General features: G+C 70.8%; 14 protein-coding genes and 1 pseudogene. 7 read left to right on the forward strand and 8 right to left on the reverse strand.

From position 1 onward, the window contains the following. Nucleotides 1-168: 168 nt before the first annotated feature. Nucleotides 169-1,053 carry a phosphoribosylaminoimidazolesuccinocarboxamide synthase gene (locus CLV43_RS43040; RefSeq protein ID WP_106196266.1) on the forward strand — a complete coding sequence of 295 codons (885 nt, stop codon included), beginning with the start codon at nt 169-171 and terminating at the stop codon, nt 1,051-1,053. A 42-nt stretch (nt 1,054-1,095) separates the two neighbouring features. Here the strand turns inward: CLV43_RS43040 and CLV43_RS43045 are convergent, their stop codons facing one another. Both CLV43_RS43045 and CLV43_RS43050 read right to left on the reverse strand, forming a co-directional pair. Then, nucleotides 1,096-2,085 (reverse strand): NAD-dependent epimerase/dehydratase family protein, encoded by a 990-nt coding sequence (locus CLV43_RS43045; protein WP_106196151.1) that lies wholly within the window; start codon nt 2,083-2,085, stop codon nt 1,096-1,098. Between the two features lie 229 nt (nt 2,086-2,314). Further along, complete coding sequence (locus CLV43_RS43050) at nt 2,315-4,516, reverse strand: hypothetical protein (protein ID WP_146175136.1); 2,202 nt, start codon at nt 4,514-4,516, stop codon at nt 2,315-2,317. Nucleotides 4,517-4,693: 177 nt separating this feature from the next. On the opposite strand from CLV43_RS43050, the gene CLV43_RS43055 reads away from it, so the two are divergent. The 4 genes from CLV43_RS43055 to purL all read left to right on the forward strand — a co-directional run bounded on the left by CLV43_RS43055 (nt 4,694) and on the right by purL (nt 8,650). Beyond that, the gene (locus tag CLV43_RS43055; RefSeq protein WP_106196268.1) at nt 4,694-5,239 is read left to right on the forward strand and encodes a hypothetical protein; all 546 of its coding nucleotides are present in this window, start codon (nt 4,694-4,696) and stop codon (nt 5,237-5,239) included. 224 nt (nt 5,240-5,463) lie between these two features. Beyond that, complete coding sequence (gene purS / locus CLV43_RS43060; protein ID WP_106196155.1) at nt 5,464-5,703, forward strand: phosphoribosylformylglycinamidine synthase subunit PurS; 240 nt, start codon at nt 5,464-5,466, stop codon at nt 5,701-5,703. Further along, nucleotides 5,700-6,377: a phosphoribosylformylglycinamidine synthase subunit PurQ gene (gene purQ / locus CLV43_RS43065; RefSeq protein ID WP_106196157.1), complete on the forward strand. Its 678-nt coding sequence runs from the start codon at nt 5,700-5,702 to the stop codon at nt 6,375-6,377. The genes purS and purQ overlap by 4 nt, the downstream gene beginning before the upstream one ends. Beyond that, nucleotides 6,374-8,650: a phosphoribosylformylglycinamidine synthase subunit PurL gene (gene purL, locus CLV43_RS43070; protein ID WP_106196159.1), complete on the forward strand. Its 2,277-nt coding sequence runs from the start codon at nt 6,374-6,376 to the stop codon at nt 8,648-8,650. Before purQ ends, purL begins: the two co-directional genes overlap by 4 nt. A 42-nt stretch (nt 8,651-8,692) precedes the next feature. Here purL and CLV43_RS43075 read toward each other — a convergent pair whose 3' ends face one another. The 4 genes from CLV43_RS43075 to CLV43_RS43090 form a co-directional block, all read right to left on the reverse strand. Then, nucleotides 8,693-9,508, reverse strand: coding sequence for a lysozyme (locus tag CLV43_RS43075; protein ID WP_106196161.1), 816 nt, complete (start codon nt 9,506-9,508; stop codon nt 8,693-8,695). Nucleotides 9,509-9,614: 106 nt separating this feature from the next. Beyond that, nucleotides 9,615-10,247, reverse strand: coding sequence for a GH25 family lysozyme (locus CLV43_RS43080; protein WP_106196163.1), 633 nt, complete (start codon nt 10,245-10,247; stop codon nt 9,615-9,617). A gap of 3 nt (nt 10,248-10,250) precedes the next feature. Continuing rightward, complete coding sequence (locus CLV43_RS43085; RefSeq protein ID WP_106196165.1) at nt 10,251-11,063, reverse strand: lysozyme; 813 nt, start codon at nt 11,061-11,063, stop codon at nt 10,251-10,253. A gap of 127 nt (nt 11,064-11,190) precedes the next feature. Then, nucleotides 11,191-12,045: an aldo/keto reductase gene (locus CLV43_RS43090; protein ID WP_106196166.1), complete on the reverse strand. Its 855-nt coding sequence runs from the start codon at nt 12,043-12,045 to the stop codon at nt 11,191-11,193. A 113-nt stretch (nt 12,046-12,158) separates the two neighbouring features. On the opposite strand from CLV43_RS43090, the gene CLV43_RS43095 reads away from it, so the two are divergent. Continuing rightward, on the forward strand, nt 12,159-13,016 hold the full coding sequence (locus CLV43_RS43095; RefSeq protein ID WP_106196168.1) for a LysR family transcriptional regulator: 858 nt from the start codon (nt 12,159-12,161) through the stop codon (nt 13,014-13,016). Between the two features lie 123 nt (nt 13,017-13,139). Here CLV43_RS43095 and CLV43_RS49870 read toward each other — a convergent pair. Further along, a pseudogene (locus CLV43_RS49870) lies at nt 13,140-13,925 on the reverse strand (pentapeptide repeat-containing protein); the annotation flags it as partial. Continuing rightward, complete coding sequence (locus CLV43_RS43105) at nt 13,925-14,974, reverse strand: hypothetical protein (protein ID WP_146175137.1); 1,050 nt, start codon at nt 14,972-14,974, stop codon at nt 13,925-13,927. The gene CLV43_RS43105 and the pseudogene CLV43_RS49870, both read right to left, overlap by 1 nt. A gap of 98 nt (nt 14,975-15,072) precedes the next feature. Here CLV43_RS43105 and CLV43_RS43110 point away from each other — a divergent pair, with 98 nt between their 5' ends. Then, nucleotides 15,073-15,888, forward strand: coding sequence for an SAM-dependent methyltransferase (locus CLV43_RS43110; RefSeq protein WP_245887465.1), 816 nt, complete (start codon nt 15,073-15,075; stop codon nt 15,886-15,888). Nucleotides 15,889-15,930 lie beyond the last annotated feature (42 nt).

The raw sequence follows: 15,930 nt of genomic DNA on the forward strand, positions 1-15,930 counted from the left end.
TCGGTCAGGAGGCTCGCCATCCGGGAAATCCGAAATCTGCCTGTGACCTGCGGGTATGTCTGTGGACGAGGTAGTCCGATTGGTCTGAACAACCAGGCGATCCGCGTGATCGACGGCACCCGCGGCCGCCGGCCGGGCGGGGGACTCGGGCGAAGTACGCTGGTCCGCGTGCCCAAGCTCGCCGATTACCAGCAGGTCGCCGTAGGCAAGGTCCGCAGGCTCTACGCCGTGGACGACGAGCTGTTGCTGCTCGTGGCGACCGACCGCATCTCCGCCTACGACCACGTGCTGTCCAGCGAGATCCCGGACAAGGGCCGGGTGCTCACCGCGATGAGCGTGTTCTGGTTCGAGCAGCTGGCGGACGTGGTGCCCAACCACCTCGTGGCCTACGACGACGAGCGCGTCCCCGCCGAGGTGCGCGGGCGCGCGCTGCTGGTCAAGCGGCTGGAGATGGTGCAGGTCGAGTGCGTGGCCCGCGGCTACCTGACCGGGTCGGGCCTGTCCGACTACCGGCGCACCGGCGCGGTGTGCGGCGTCGAGCTGCCGCCGGGGCTGGTCGAGGCGGACGAGCTGGCGGAGCCGATCTTCACCCCGGCCACGAAGGCCGAGCTGGGCTCGCACGACGAGAACGTGAGCTTCGAGGCCGTGAGCGCGCAGGTGGGGTCCGAGCTGGCGAACCAGCTCCGCGACACCACGCTCGCCGTGTACCGCGAGGGCCGCGACTTCGCCCGCAAGCGCGGGATCCTGCTGGCCGACACGAAGTTCGAGTTCGGCCACGACCGGGACGGCGCGCTGGTCCTCGGCGACGAGGTGCTGACCCCGGACTCGTCGCGCTACTGGCCCGCGGACACCTACCGGCCCGGCCGCGTGCAGCCGTCGTTCGACAAGCAGATCGTGCGCGACTGGCTGACCTCGCCCGCCTCCGGCTGGGACCGCGCGTCGGACACGCCACCGCCGGCACTGCCGGACGAGGTGGTCACCACCACCCGCGCGAGCTACATCGAGGCCTACGAGCGGATCTCCGGCCGCTCGTTCGCCGACTGGATCTCCTGACCGGGCCCGGCGCGGAAGACCCCTTCCGCGCCGGACCACCCGTCACAGCGCGGAGAGCAGCTCGTACTCCTCGGACGCGGTCAGACCGGCCCGCCGCACCCGGTCGATGCCGAGCTCGTACTCGTAGGCCAGCGAGTCGCGGGCCGTGTCGCCCACCGGCCGCACCCGCAGCCCGGCGGCCATCGCCGGGCGGGCGTCGCGGAACATCATCGCCAGGTGCGACTCGGTCAGCCACAGCGGCATCGACCGCGGGCCTGCCCACGGCGCGATCTTCAGCCGCTCCAGCACGTCCAGCGGCACCCGCACCAGCTCGGTGCCCTGCGGCGCCACGGCCCCGGCGATCTCGCCCAGGAAGAAGCTCAACGGCTCCGACGGCCCCATCCCGTCGAACGTCCCCACCAGCCGGTTCTCCGCCGAGTCGACGATCCACGCCGCCAGGTCCCGCACGTCCACGTGCGACGCGGCCTGGTCCGGCGCGTCCGGCACCGCGACCTGCCCACCCTGCGACATCCGCGCGGGCCAGTACCCGAACCGGTCGCTCGGATCCCCCGGCCCGGTGATCAGCCCGGCCCGCAGGATGAATGCCCGGTCACCCACCGCGTCCAGCACCGCGTGCTCGCTGGCCACCTTGACCGACCCGTACCGGTTCGCGTCGAACGGCGCGGTCGGGTCGTCCTCCAACGGCGGCAACGTCGGCGACTCGACGCTCTGACCCGGCTTCGAGTGGTCCTGGTACACCGAGCAGCTGGACACGAACGTCCAGTGCGGCGCGCTGTCCCCCAGCACGTGCAGCGCCTCGCGCACCCAGTTCACCGACATCTTCGCCACGTCGACCACCGCGTCGAAGTGCTCACCCCGCAGCACCTCGAGCGCACCGGGTCTGTCCCGGTCCACCACCGCCAGCTCGGCTCCGTCGGGCACCGCCCCGGTCGTTCCGCGTGCCGCGCACACCACCTCGTGGCCGCGCCGCACCGACTCCGCCGCCACCGCCTTGCTGAGGAAGACGGTTCCACCCAGCACCAGGATTCGCATGGCCCTAACACTGACAACCGATTCGCGTTCCCGCCACCGGTCTCGCAGAGGGCGAACACCCCGACCAGGTGATTTACGCCAAAGTGATCGCCCGATGGCCGTAAGTGATCTTCCCGGAACTTGCGACCAGGGCAACGAAACCGCTCATTTGCGGGTGGTATGCGGACCACTGGCCCAAACGCCTGAAATGTCGCACGTGCGAGTGGGTGATGCTCACCACCGGTCGGCGTCACACCTTGAGGATCTGACCGAGCCCGCTCTTGTCGAAACCGGTGATCTCGTTGAACAACGCGAAGAAGCTGAAGGGCACCAAGGCGGCGAACGCGATCCAGTTCTGCCGCCGGACGTGCCTCGCCAGCGCCTTGAGGACCTGGTCGGCGTCGGCGGGCAGCGGCGCTCCGTCGGGTGCCGCGAGCTCGGTGATGCGGACGCGCTCGCGCTCGACGTGGCCGATGTTGGTCTTCAGGATGTACACGTAGGCCGCCGACAGCAGCGCGAGGAAGGGCGGGATCGCGCTCCACCACGACGCGCCGTCGCTCAGGTGGGCCATGAACAGGATCGGCACCCAGGCCACGCTGACGGTCAGCATGACGGCCATGGAGCAGTCCTGGACCATGTTCCCGACCGGCGTGCCCAGGATGTACTTGCGGGGTGGGTGCCCGGTGACGGCCGCGGCCACGGCGAACCTCGGCAGGAGCACGCACGCCGACACGCCGACCGCCAGGCTCGTCAGCGCGACCGGGAGCGACGTCGCCCCGGAGGCCGACCACAGGGCGGGGCCGGTCATCCACGCCGCCGTCGTCCCGAACGCCAGCGCGCAGGACACCGCCGTGCCCAGCAACCCGCTGTCGACGGGGACGTTCGACAGGTGCCCGGCGTTGCCGACCACGCCCTCCAGGACGAACAACCCGGACAGGACGGCGAGCGAGGTCGACAGCGTCGCCTGCTTCCAGTCGCCGTAGCCGTCGGTCAGCTGGTAGGCCATCAGCCCCGACCACAGCAGGCAGCCCGCCGAGGTGGTCGACCTGGGCGCGGGCACGGGCCTGCTCCCGGTGGCCACGCCGACCGCGACCAGCAGGACCAGGGTGATGACCGGGACCACAAGCGGCCCGAACTCGTTCCGGCCCGCGACCCAGCGGTCCTCGGACGTGGTTCCGACGACCGAGGCGAGGAAGGAGAGCAGGGCGGCGCTGTACATCGTGGAGATCGCGAGGTACGCGTTCCACTTCAGCGCGGTCAGCTCCGTCGCGGCGGCGTTCGTCGTCTCGGCTTCGACGACGCGGTCGAAGGTGAGGCGGATGACGAGGGCGGGGATCCTGAGGAACAGCAGCGCCGCGGCCACGCCGACGACGACGCTGTACGCGCCGACCAGTTCCTGCTCCTGGGCGAAGTACCTACCGCTGAGGCCGAACGCGATCACGGGAGCCCCGGCGAGGGTCTTGAGCAGCACGGGCACGACCTTCTCCCCGGTGAGCCCGAAGAGGGCGCGCAGGAGGAGCACCTGGACCGCGACCGCGAAGATCGAGACCGCGCACCCGGTCGACAGCAACGGGATCGTCGTCGCGGGCAGACCCGACACCGCTTGGACGGGGCCCGCCGCGCACAACGCCGAACACACCGCCACGGCGATCCGGCCACCGCTCGTCCGCGGCCCGAGGACGCTCGCGCCGAACGCTCCCACCAGTGCCGCGCACACCACCGGCAGGACGGTCACCAGGCTGTTCGTCCGACCGGGGAGGAACAGCAGCGCGGTCGCCATCGCCGGCAGCGCCGCGGCGGCGCACGCGAGCAGGCACGGCAGCACGGCGGTGCGACGGGTGGCCCACACGAGCACGCAGGCCGCCGCGATCGCCGACCCCGCGACCATGACCGACGTGGTGGTCAGCGTCGACCCGCCGGTCGAGTTGTCCTCGGCCAGCAGCGCGGTGAACGTGAGCGCGGGGACCAGCGCGCCCAGGACACCGGCCGGGCCGAGTCCCTCCGGCGGCGCGCCCTGACGCAACCGGCTCACCGCGGCGGCGCAGGCCCCGGCGAAGAAACCACTGGCCAGGACCAGGAAAGCGGCGTGGTACCACCCGACCGCGTTGAAGGTTCCGGGCGCGGGGAACGTCCAGTTCACGACGGGCGCCGGGGCGGCGAGCCACTGCGCCTGCAGTGCGATCCCGCCCAGCGCGCCCACGCCCGCGGCCGCGCCGACCGCCCGTCGGGTGGTCCGGCCCCACCCGCGAACCGGCCCGGCGGACCTCACCAGCGCGTACGCGAGCAGCGGCAACAGGATCCCGTCACCGATGGTCGCCGCGCGGAAGGTGAACAGACCGGGCAGCGACCGGTCGCCGAGCCCCAGGGCCGAGGCGGTGGCGAGGGCGCCGAAACCCAGGACGAACACGGTCGCCGCCGCTGCTGAAGCCCATCGACGCGGCGTGAGCGACATGCGCTGCCTCCGTCCGTGCCGGTCGTCCTCGAACGGTCGGTCGATGAGTGGTCGCCAGTGGCGGCTGGCGTGTTACCCACCTCGGCCATGTTGACCACTGGCCAAAGCGCCCGGAATGCCGCACGTGCGAGTGGGTGATCCTCCAGCGCGTCGGCGTGCCCGCCGATGGTCACCACCGTGAGTCTGCACGCGTTCGTCGACGAGTCCCGTCGCAACGACCGGTACCTGCTGGTGGTTGCCATCATCGATCCCGGAGACCTGACCAGGCTGCGCAAGCTGCTCAGGACCCTGCTGCTGCCGGGGCAGAAGGAGGTGCACTTCAAGAAGGAGGAACCGGGGCACCGCAAGGTCATCCTGTCGCGGTTGGGCCGGTGCGGTCCGGTCGTGCACGTCTACCAGCGCGGTTGCGCCGATGGTGAGGAGCGCGCCCGGCAGGAGTGCTTGATCGCGATGGTCCTCGACCTGGTGGCCGTCGGAGTGGTGCGCCTCGTGCTGGACAGCCGTGAGGTGCGCGACCACCACGACAAGCGGACGGTCAAGGCGGTGCTCGGCAAGCGTTCGGCGGAGTCGCAGTTCATCTACGAGCACATGCTGAGCACCCAGGAGCCGTTGCTGTGGATCGCCGACGTCGTCGGGTGGTGCTACGGCGCGGGAGGGGACTGGAAGCGACGGGTCCTACCGCTCGTGGGCAGGGAGGTCGACCTGGACACCTGGTCCGGATAGCGCGAAGCGCGGCTGCCGACCGTCCGGACGGGAACCGCGCTCACTTCCTCGGCCTACGGGGCCTCGGCTCCTCAAATATACATCGTCGCCTCCGCCGATCAAGCTGTGTAACCCGAACGTGTGATGACCTGCGGATGTGGCCCAGAGCACCCGTGGCCGGGGTGAACGTGCAGGTCAGGTAGGCTGCGGGTATCCCCCGCCCTCGTAACAGGGAGCAGCCTGCTGTGGCTCGTGTCGTTGTCGACGTCATGCCGAAGCCCGAGATCCTCGACCCGCAAGGCCAGGCGGTGGCGAACGCGCTGCCCCGGCTGGGTTTCGAGGGGATCACCAGTGTCCGCCAGGGCAAGCACTTCGAGTTGGAGGTCGACGACTCGGTCGACGACGCCACGCTCGAGAAGATCGCCGAGACCTTCCTCGCGAACCCGGTCATCGAGGACTGGGTGGTTCGGCGGGTCGAGGCATGAGCGTCCGCGTTGGGGTGATCACGTTCCCCGGCACGCTGGACGACGTCGACGCCGCGCGCGCGGCGCGCTACGCGGAGGCCGAGGCGGTGCCGTTGTGGCACGGCGACCCGGACCTCAAGGGCGTCGACGCGGTGATCGTGCCGGGTGGGTTCTCCTACGGCGACTACCTGCGCTGCGGCGCCATCGCCCGGTTCGCGCCGGTGATGGACTCGGTCATCGAGGCCGCGGGCAAGGGCATGCCGGTGCTGGGCATCTGCAACGGGTTCCAGATCCTGTGCGAGGCCGGGCTGCTGCCCGGTGCGCTGATCCGGAACTCCGGCCTGCACTTCGTGTGCAAGGACCAGTGGCTGAAGGTGGAGAACAACACCACCGCCTGGTCGTCGCGCTACGAGCTGGGTGCCGAGATCCTCGTGCCGCTGAAGTCCGGTGAGGGCGGCTACCAGGCCACGCAGTCCACTGTGGACGAACTGGAGGGCGAGGGCCGCGTGGTGTTCCGCTACGTCGGCGACAACCCCAACGGGTCGCGCGACGGCATCGCGGGCGTCACGAGCGCGAACGGCCGGGTGGTCGGCCTCATGCCGCACCCGGAGCACGCGATCGACGCGCTGACCGGCCCCACGGACGACGGACTGGGCATGTTCCTCTCCCTGATGGACGAAGTGGTGAACGCATGACGATCGACACCGTGAAGCACGCGGAGACCACGCCGGACCAGGAGCAGCCGTTCCGGGAGCTGGGCCTCAAGGACGACGAGTACGCCCGCATCCGCGAGATCCTCGGCCGCAGGCCGACGGACGCCGAGCTGGCGATGTACTCGATCATGTGGAGCGAGCACTGCTCCTACAAGTCCTCCAAGGTGTTCCTGCGCAAGTTCGACGAGTCGCTGACCGACGAGATGCGCTCGAAGATGCTCGCGGGCATCGGTGAGAACGCGGGCGTCGTGGACATCGGCGACGGCTGGGCCATCACGTTCAAGGTCGAGTCGCACAACCACCCGTCCTACGTCGAGCCCTACCAGGGCGCGGCGACGGGTGTCGGCGGCATCGTGCGCGACATCATCGCGATGGGCGCGCGGCCGCTGGCCGTCATGGACTCGCTGCGCTTCGGCAAGGCGGACGCCCCGGACACGCGCCGGGTGCTGCCCGGTGTCGTCGCGGGTGTCGGCGGCTACGGCAACTGCCTCGGCCTGCCGAACATCGGCGGCGAGGTCGTGTTCGACGAGTCGTATGCGGGCAACCCGCTGGTCAACGCCCTGTGCGTCGGCGTGCTGCGCACCGAGGACCTGCACCTGGCGCACGCGTCGGGCGCGGGCAACAAGATCATCCTGTTCGGTGCGCGCACCGGGCTGGACGGCATCGGCGGCGTGTCCGTCCTCGCCAGCGACACGTTCGCGGGCGACGACGGCGGCGGCAAGCGCAAGAAGCTGCCCGCCGTGCAGGTCGGCGACCCGTTCACCGAGAAGGTGCTGATCGAGTGCTGCCTGGAGCTGTTCCAGGAGGGCATCGTGGTCGGCATCCAGGACCTCGGCGGTGCCGGGCTGTCCTGCGCCACCTCGGAGCTGGCCAGCGCGGGCGACGGCGGCATGCACGTCTACCTGGAGCGGGTCCCGCTGCGGGCGACCGGCATGACCCCGGCCGAGATCCTGTCCAGCGAGTCGCAGGAACGCATGTGCGCGGTCGTCGCGCCGGAGAACGTCGACGCGTTCATGGCGGTCTGCGGGAAGTGGGACGTCATCGCCTCCGAGATCGGCGAGGTCACCGAGGGCGAACGCCTGGTGATCACGTGGAACGACGAGGTCGTCGTGGACGTCCCGCCGCGCACCGTGGCGCACGAGGGCCCGGTGTACAACCGGCCGATCGAGCGCCCGGCCGACCAGGACGCGCTCGTGGCCAACGGCCCCGAGTCGCTGGCCCGGCCGACCGAGCCCGCGGACGTCCTCAAGACCGTCCTCACCATGGCCGCCTCGCCGAACCTGTCGTCGCGCCGCTGGGTCACCCAGCAGTACGACCGCTACGTGCGCGGCGGCACGGTCCTGGCGCAGCCGTCGGACGCGGGCATGATCCGCATCGACGAGGAGACCAACCGCGGCATCGCGCTGGCGACCGACTGCAACGGCCGGTTCACCAAGCTCGACCCGTACGCGGGCGCGCAGCTGGCGCTGGCCGAGGCCTACCGCAACGTGTCGGTCAGCGGTGCGACGCCCATCGCGGTGTCGGACTGCCTGAACTTCGGCTCGCCCGAGGACCCGGCCGTGATGTGGCAGTTCGAGCGGGCCATCCAGGGCATCATCGACGGCTGCCGCGAGCTGGGCATCCCGGTGACCGGCGGCAACGTCAGCTTCTACAACCAGACCGGCAGCACGGCGATCCTGCCGACGCCGGTCATCGGTGTGCTCGGCGTGATCGACGACGTGCGCCGCCGCATCCCGACGGGCATCGGCGCCGAGGCGGGCGAGACCCTGCTGCTGCTGGGCGACACCCGCGACGAGTTCGGCGGCTCCGAGTGGGCGCACCACGTGCACGGCCACCTCGGCGGCGTGCCGCCGAAGGTCGACCTGGCCCGTGAGCGCCTGCTCGGCGAGGTGCTGCTGGCCGGGTCGCGCGACGGCATGGTGTCCGCCGCGCACGACCTGTCCGACGGCGGCCTGGCCCAGGCGCTGGTCGAGGCCTGCCTCATCGGCGAGACCGGTGCGCGGGTGTTCCTCGACAGCGAGCAGGACGCGTTCACGCAGCTGTTCAGCGAGTCCGCGGGCCGCGTGCTCGTGGCCGTGCCGCGCAGCGAGGAGCTGCGGTTCACCGACATGTGCACCGCGCGCCAGCTGCCTTGGCGCAAGGTCGGTGTCGTCGACCCGGAGTCCGAGTCCCTGGAGTTCCAGGACCTCGGCCAGCTCCCGCTCGGCGAGCTGCGCGCCGCCTGGGAAGGCACGCTTCCCGCGCTGTTCGACTAAGGCGGTCGGTGGGGAGGCGGGAAACGCCTCCCCACCGGCACGTCAGCCGAAGGCCAGCGCCTGCAACCGGTCGTAGCCGCCGTTGAACTGGTTCTGGTCGATCGGCGAGGACGAGTACTGCCACATCGTGTAGTTGCCCCAGTCGTAGGGGAGCGCGCCGACGGCGGAGGCGTACCTGGCCACCCACAACGGGTTGGTGGTGCTGAAGCCCGCGTTGACGCACTGGTTCCACCAGCTCGTCGACGTGTAGATGACCGGGAACACGCCGGTCCGCGCGCGGTAGGTGTCGCTGAAGTCCAGCATCCAGTTGGTCATGGCAGCTTTGCTCAAGCCGTAGCAGGTGCTGCCGTATGGGTTGTACTCCGCGTCCAGCGCACCCGGCAGGGTCCGGCCGTCCGGTGACCAACCGCCGCCGTGGGCGATGAAGTAGTCCGCCTGCGCCGCGCCGCTCGACCGGTCCGGCAGCGCGAAGTGGTAGGCGCCGCGGATCATGCCGACGTTGTAGGAACCGTTGTACTGCTGGGCGAAGTACGGGTTCACGTACCCCGTGCTCTCGGTCGCCTTCACGTAGGCGAACTGCTTGCCCTGGTTCCAGTAGGCCGCCCAGTCGACGTTGCCCTGGTAGCCGCTGACGTCGATGCCCGCCACGGTCGCCTGGATCGACGGGTCCTTCCTGGGCTTGACGCGAAGTCTCGCGCCGCCCTCGTGCTTGCGGATCTGCGATCCCATGGCGTGGTCCTGCTGGACCGCTTGGTCCTTCTTCGGAACCGCCGGAGCCGCGTTGACAGGGGAGAACGCGGTGACCAGCAGACCGGTGCACGCCGCCAGCGCGACAGCGCTGCGCACAAGTGGGTTCATGTCTCGGACTCCTCGAGCCAGTGCAGGGTGGATGACTCGATCCGAGAGTGTGCAGCACCTACTAACACGCCGGCCAGCCTTCACGTGAATTAGTCACGAGAATGGCCTAGGCGAACGCACTCACCGTCATCACCCGAATGCGCTCGTCGTGGTCCGCCGGTGCCGCCACGTGGTGCCAGACCGGGTAGACGCCCCTGGTGACCGGCAACGCTCCCGGCGCGGCCGAGTGGCGGGCCACCCAGAGCGGGCTCACCTGGCCCACGTCGGCACCCGCGCTGCGCCGCCACCAGCTCGGCGACGTGTAGACGACGGGGTGGCGGCCGGTCCACTCGCGGTAGGTCTCGCTGAACTCGAGCACCCACTCCGACAGCCCGGCCTTGGACATCCCGAAGCACGCCTTGCCGTACGGGTTGTACCCGAGGTCCAGTGCACCCGGCAGGGTCATGCCGTCACCGGACCACGCGCCGCCGTTGTCGACGAAGAGCTCCGCCTGCTCGGCGCCGCTCGACCGGTCCGGCAGCGCGACGTGGTAGGCGCCGCGGATCATGCCGACGTCGAACGACTCGGCGTACTGCCGCCGGAAACCGGGCTCGACGTACCCGGTGCCGTCGGTCGCCCGGACGTAGGCGAACCGCTTGCCGTGCTGCCAGTGCCCGGTCCAGTCGACGTCGCCGCCGAGGTCGCTGACGTCGACGCCCGTCTCGGTCCGGTCGGTGTGCTTGCGGGGCGCGGTGCTCAGCGGTCAGCCCAGCGCCACGCGGACGAGCTGGTCCGCGTTGCCGTTGAACAGGTTCTGGTCGCCGGGGAAGAGCCCGGCCGCCTCCCACTGCCAGATCGTCTGGAAGTCCCAGCCGATCGGCAGCGCGCCCAGCACCTCGGCGTAGTGCGCGACCCACAACGGGTTGGTCCGGCCGAAGTGGACACTGCCGCCGACGCACCTGTTCCACCAGCTGGTGGACGTGTAGATCGTCGGGTAGCGCTGGGTCCGCGCGACCACCCGGTTGCTGAAGTCCAGCACCCACTGGGTCATCGCGGCCTGGCTCAGGCCGTAGCAGGTGTCGCCGTAGGGGTTGTACTCCATGTCCATCGCGCCGGGCAGCGTCTTGCCGTCCGCCGACCAGCCGCCACCGTTGTCCACGAAGAAGTCCGCCTGCTCGGCGCCGCCGGAGCGGTCCGGCAGCGCGAAGTGGTAGGCGCCGCGGATCATGCCGACGTCGTAGGAACCGTCGTACTGCTGGGCGAACTTCGGGTTCTTGTACCCGGTGCCCTCGGTCGCCTTGACGTAGGCGAACCGGGCGCCGTCGTTCCACGACCGCTGCCAGTCGACGTCGCCCTGGTGGCTGCTCACGTCCATGCCGGGCACCTCGCCGACCGGCGCGAGGGAGCGGGAGGTCCGGGTACTGCCCTCGTGCTTCTCGATCTGCGACCCCGCGAAGTGGTCGGCCGACCCCTCGGGCAGCGGGTCGGCCGCCGCGGGCGCGGGGACGAGCGCGCCCGCCGCGAGCGCGAGGACCGCGAACCGGGTGGTCCAGGTGCGGAAGCGGGTTCGGGCCACAGGACGCCCCCATCCGGTCGTAGATCATGGGCCGTACGGCCTAGATCTTCCGTCCGATCCCGGCGAACCGCACCTGGTGATCACCCGAGTGGACCAGTGGAAGGGCACGTTCGGGGACGTGCCCGGACTAGTCCAGGCGTGCGAGCTCGTCGGCGGTCAACTCCACGTGGGTGGCCGCGGCCGAGTCGCGGATGCTCTCCGGCCGCGACGAGCCGGGGATGGGGATGACGACCGGCGCCTTGGCCAGCATCCAGGCCAGGCACACCTGCTGCGGGCTGGCGTCGTGCGCCTCGGCGACCTCGATGAACGCCGAGTTGACCTCGCCGAGCCCGCCCGCCTTGCCGATGCCGCCCAGCGGGCTCCACGGCAGGAACGCGATGCCCAGCTCCGCGCACAGCTCCAGTTCGGGTTCACTCGACCGGTACGCCGGGGAGAACTGGTTCTGCACGGCGGCGAGCCTGCCGCCGAGGACCTCGTTGGCGAGCTTGATCTCGTCGGGGTCGAAGTTCGAGATGCCCGCCTGCTTGATCTTGCCCGCGTCCAGCAGCTCGGCGATCGTGCCGAACGAGTCGGCCAGCGGGACGGACGGGTCGGGGCGGTGGAACTGGTAGAGGTCGATCGCCTCGACGCCGAGCCGCTTGAGCGACGCGTCGCACGCCGACCGCAGGTACTCGGGGCTGCCGTTGAGCCCCCAGCCGCCGCCGGGCGTCCTGGTGTGGCCGCCCTTCGTGGCCACGAACACGTCGGCGCCCGCCGACCCGAGGCCGCGCAGGGCCTCCGCGATCAGCTCCTCGTTGTGCCCGAAGTCGGTGTCGTCCTTCGAGTACGCGTCCGCGGTGTCGATGAGGGTCACGCCCGCCTCGACCGCCGCGCGGACCGTGGCCAGCGCCCGTTCGCGGTCGGGGCGGCCTTCGACGGACAACGGCATGCCGCCGAGTCCGATGGCGCTGACCTCGACTTCGCCGATCCGGCGGGTGAGCATCAGGTGTACCTCCTGGGGGAACGTGCGGAACTGCTGCTTCGAAGTGTGCGCCGACCGGATTAAGCTGTCCAACAGAACGTCCGGATGGCATTCAGCAGTGTGGGTGATCAATCGTGGAGCTTCGCCAGCTGGAGTACTTCGTCGCGGTAGCCGAGGAGTGCCACTTCACCAGGGCCGCCAAACGCGTGCACGTCGCCCAGTCGGGTCTTTCCGCGTCCATCCGGGCGTTGGAGAACGAGCTGGGCGCGGCCCTGTTCGTGCGCAGCACCCGCCAGGTGGAGCTCACCGAGGCGGGCCGCGCGCTGCTGGTCGAGGCGCGCCGCGCGCTCGGCTCGGTCGACGCCGGGCGGGACGCGGTCGCGGCCGTCCAGGGGCTGCTGCGCGGCACGCTGTCGGTCGGCAGCCTCCAGTGCCTGCACGTCGTCGACCTGCCCGCCGTGCTGGCGGCGTTCCACTCCGCGCACCCCGGCGTGGAGATCCGGCTGCGCCAGGGCGGCACCGCCGACCTGGTCGACGAGGTGCGGGCCGGGCGGGTCGACGTGGCGTTCGTGACCCGGTCGTCCGACCGGGACGTCCGCATGTCCACTTTGGACACCGAACCGCTGGCGCTGGCGTGCGCACCGGATCACCCGATGGCGCAACGGTCCTCGGTCGCCCTGCCGGAGCTGCTGGGCGAGTCCTTCGTGGACTTCAACGCCGGGTGGGGCACGCGGGACGTCGTCGACCGCACGCTGGCGGCGGCCGGGGTGGACCGCCGCGTCGGCGTGGAGGTCAACGACGTCCACTCACTGCTGGACTTCGTCCGGTTCGGACTCGGCGTCGCGCTCGTGCCGCGCTCGTTCTCGCTCAAGACGGACCGCGTCCGGTTCGTCGGCCTGGACGGCGGCCCGGTCGCGGAGACCGTCGTGGTCACCGGGGCGACCGTCAGCGCCGCCGCCAGGGCGCTGCTGCACCTCGTACGCCCCGGCTAGCTCCCAGCCCTCCGGCTTCGCCACCCGCATCCCGGTGCCCGGCCGGACCGTGAGCACGCCCCTCAACGGCTTCGGCAGGTCGGTGCTGAGGTGCAGGAACGTGCCCACCTCCGCGCGGGACACGTCGAGCTCACCCGCGAACCGCACGTCCTGGAAGGAGAGGCCGCCGTCGAACCGCGCGTCCGCGGCGGACACCCGGCCGTGGAACCGCGCCCCGGAGAAGAGCGAGGGCTTGGACGCCTCCACCTCGTTGATCATGGTGATGCCGTAGAAGTTCGCCCGCCGCGCGACGATCCGCCCGACCCGCCTGCCGGACAGCCGGAAGTACTCGAGGCTCGCCCCGGTCAGGTCCAGGTGGTAGGCCGTCGGGTCGGTGTCCATCCCCCACGGCAGCAGGTCGGTGATCAGCCGCTGGGCCGTGCGCCGCACCTCGCGTTCGCGGTCGGTCTTCGCCGGCTCCTCCTCGACGCCGTCCCGGACCAGCTTCTCCGGGTCGTCGGAGTAGCGCTTGTACCCCTCGTGGTCGAACGGTCTGCGCAGGTAGGCGCACAGCACGTCGAGCACGGTCTGCTTGTAGCGCGGCGACGAGAACGTCAGCCCTGCCAGCGCGTGCATCGCGCCGACACGCACCTGGTCGGCCTCGTGGCCGAGCATCTCCACCGACCGCGCGAACCGCTCGTCGGCGACCTTCACGCTCTCCAGCTCGTGCCGGGCCTCCTCGGTGCGCCGCCGCCGGTCGTTGAGCCACAACGCGTACAGCGCCACGACCGCGCCACCCGCGAGACCACCGGTCTTGAGCGCCTCGGCCTTGGACAGCTTCGGCTCCACCACCAGCAGGACCACGATCGTCGCGGCGGTCACGACGACGGCCGCCAGCACGCTGAGCAGCAGCATCCACCGGCCGCGCATCACAGCTCCTCCTCGGCGGCCTCGACGGTGTCGGCGGTCCAGCCGTCGGGCAGCACCGCGGTGCCGCCGCCTCCCACCCGGAGCGCCCGGATGTCGGGTTCGGCGCTGAACGCGGTGCCGCTGAAGGACACCCCGCCCAGGTACGTGCCATAGGCGAACTTGGCGCTTCCCAAGAACTTGCTGTCGTGGAAGTCGACGTTGTCGTGCGAGACGAAGTTGCTGAACCACGCCCGCGCGTGGAACACGGAGTCGTGCAGGTACAGCCTGCCGTGGTTCTGGGCGCCGGTGAAGTAGGTGTTGCCGTGGAACGCGGTGTGGTGGAAGGCGTTCGAGCTGATGAACTGGGCCCGTCGCGCGGCGAAGTTGCCCACCTGCCGGTTCTCCAGGTCGAAGTACTCCAGCCGCGCGTTCGTGAGGTTGAGGTCGTAGTGGGGCGCGTCGACCTGGTCGAGCCGGGGGAGCAGGTCGGAGATCAGCTGCTGCGCGGTCGTCCGCACCTCGTTCTCCAGCGGCGACTGGCCGTCGAACGGGCGCCGCAGGTAGGAGCAGAGGATGTCCAGCACGGTCTGGGTGTACTCGACGCGCGACTTCGCCAGGCCCGCCAACGCGTGCAGCGCGCCGACCCGCACCTGGTCGGTCTCGTGGCCCAGCAGTTCGACGGCGCGGGCGAACCGCTCGTCGGCCACCCGCGACCGGTCGTGCTCGGAGCGCTGGTTCTCCAAGTCCTGCCGGTCCTTCTCGATCGCCTGCCTGGCCTCCTCCGTCCGTCGCTTCCGGTCGTTGAGCCACAACGCGTACAGCGCGATCACCGAGCCGCCCGCCAGGCCGCCGGTCTTGATCGCCTCGCCCTTGGCGGTCGTGCTGTCGACCACGAACAGCCAGCCGGTGACCAGCAGGAAGGCGCCGATCGCGCCCACGATCGTGGCGGCCAGCATGTTCCGCTTCCCGCGCAGGCTGACCAGCAGCAGCACGAGGGCGACCGCGGTGGTGACCGCTCCCGCGATCCAGAGGTGCTTCACAAGACCGGCATTCTGCTCGGTGATCGCCACCGCCGTCACCGAATCCGGGAACCGGGACCTCCGGGCGGTGCGCCCGCGGGCCGCCGTGGACCATGATGGGCGTCCCGAGGTGTGCCGGAGGAGAGCGCGTGGCGGAACGGCCGAAGTGGGTGCCGGGTGACATCGACCTGGAACGCCCCAGCGTGGCGCGCGTGTACGACTACTGGCTGGGCGGCGCGCACAACTTCGCGGCGGACCGCGCGGTGGCCAACCGGACGCTGGAGGCCATGCCCGAGCTGCGCCGCGTGATCCTCACCAACCGGACGCTGCTGCGCCGGATGGTCCGCCACCTGCTGCGCCTGGGCGTCCGCCAGTTCCTCGACCTCGGGTCCGGCATCCCGACGGCGGGCAACGTCCACGAGATCGCGCACGCCGTCGACCCGACGGCCCGCGTGGTCTACGTCGACATGGACCCGGTCGCCATCGCGCACGGCAAGTCGCTCCTGGCGGACCTGCCGAACGTGGTGGCGCTTCAGGCCGACATCCGCGACCCGGCGTCGGTGCTCGGGGACCCGGAGGTGCGGTCGGTGCTCGACCTCGACCAGCCGGTCGCGGTGCTGATGATCGCGGTGCTGCACTTCGTGCCGGACGCCGACCACCCGTGCGGGATCATCGCCGACTACCTCGACGCCCTCGTCCCCGGCAGCTACCTCGGTGTTTCGCACTCGGGTGGGGAACAGGGCGAGGAGTCCGCCGCGGTGGCCGAGGCGCGTCGGCGCTACAGCGAGCAGGTCGCGCCGATGGTCCACCGCACCCGCGCCGAGCTCATCTCGCTGCTCGGCGGACTGGAGCTCGTGGAGCCCGGAGTGGTCCGATTACCGCACTGGCGCCCGGACTCACCGGACGACGTCGACGAGTCCGCGGACCGCTTCCCCGGGTTCGCCGCGCTGGGGAGGAAACCGTGATGGTCGACTGCGGCGGGCTACCGGCCGTATCCTCTGCGTTTG

Origin of the sequence: Umezawaea tangerina (assembly GCF_003002815.1) — a bacterium.
GTDB lineage: Bacteria > Actinomycetota > Actinomycetes > Mycobacteriales > Pseudonocardiaceae > Umezawaea > Umezawaea tangerina.

Coding starts and splice junctions, on each gene's coding strand:
- CLV43_RS43045 (WP_106196151.1), bottom strand. CDS start 2,085: ATGCGAATCCTGGTGCTGGGTGGAACCGTCTTCCTCAGCAAGGCGGTG.
- CLV43_RS43050 (WP_146175136.1), bottom strand. CDS start 4,516: ATGTCGCTCACGCCGCGTCGATGGGCTTCAGCAGCGGCGGCGACCGTG.
- purQ (WP_106196157.1), top strand. CDS start 5,700: ATGAGCGTCCGCGTTGGGGTGATCACGTTCCCCGGCACGCTGGACGAC.
- purL (WP_106196159.1), top strand. CDS start 6,374: ATGACGATCGACACCGTGAAGCACGCGGAGACCACGCCGGACCAGGAG.
- CLV43_RS43075 (WP_106196161.1), bottom strand. CDS start 9,508: ATGAACCCACTTGTGCGCAGCGCTGTCGCGCTGGCGGCGTGCACCGGT.
- CLV43_RS43090 (WP_106196166.1), bottom strand. CDS start 12,045: ATGCTCACCCGCCGGATCGGCGAAGTCGAGGTCAGCGCCATCGGACTC.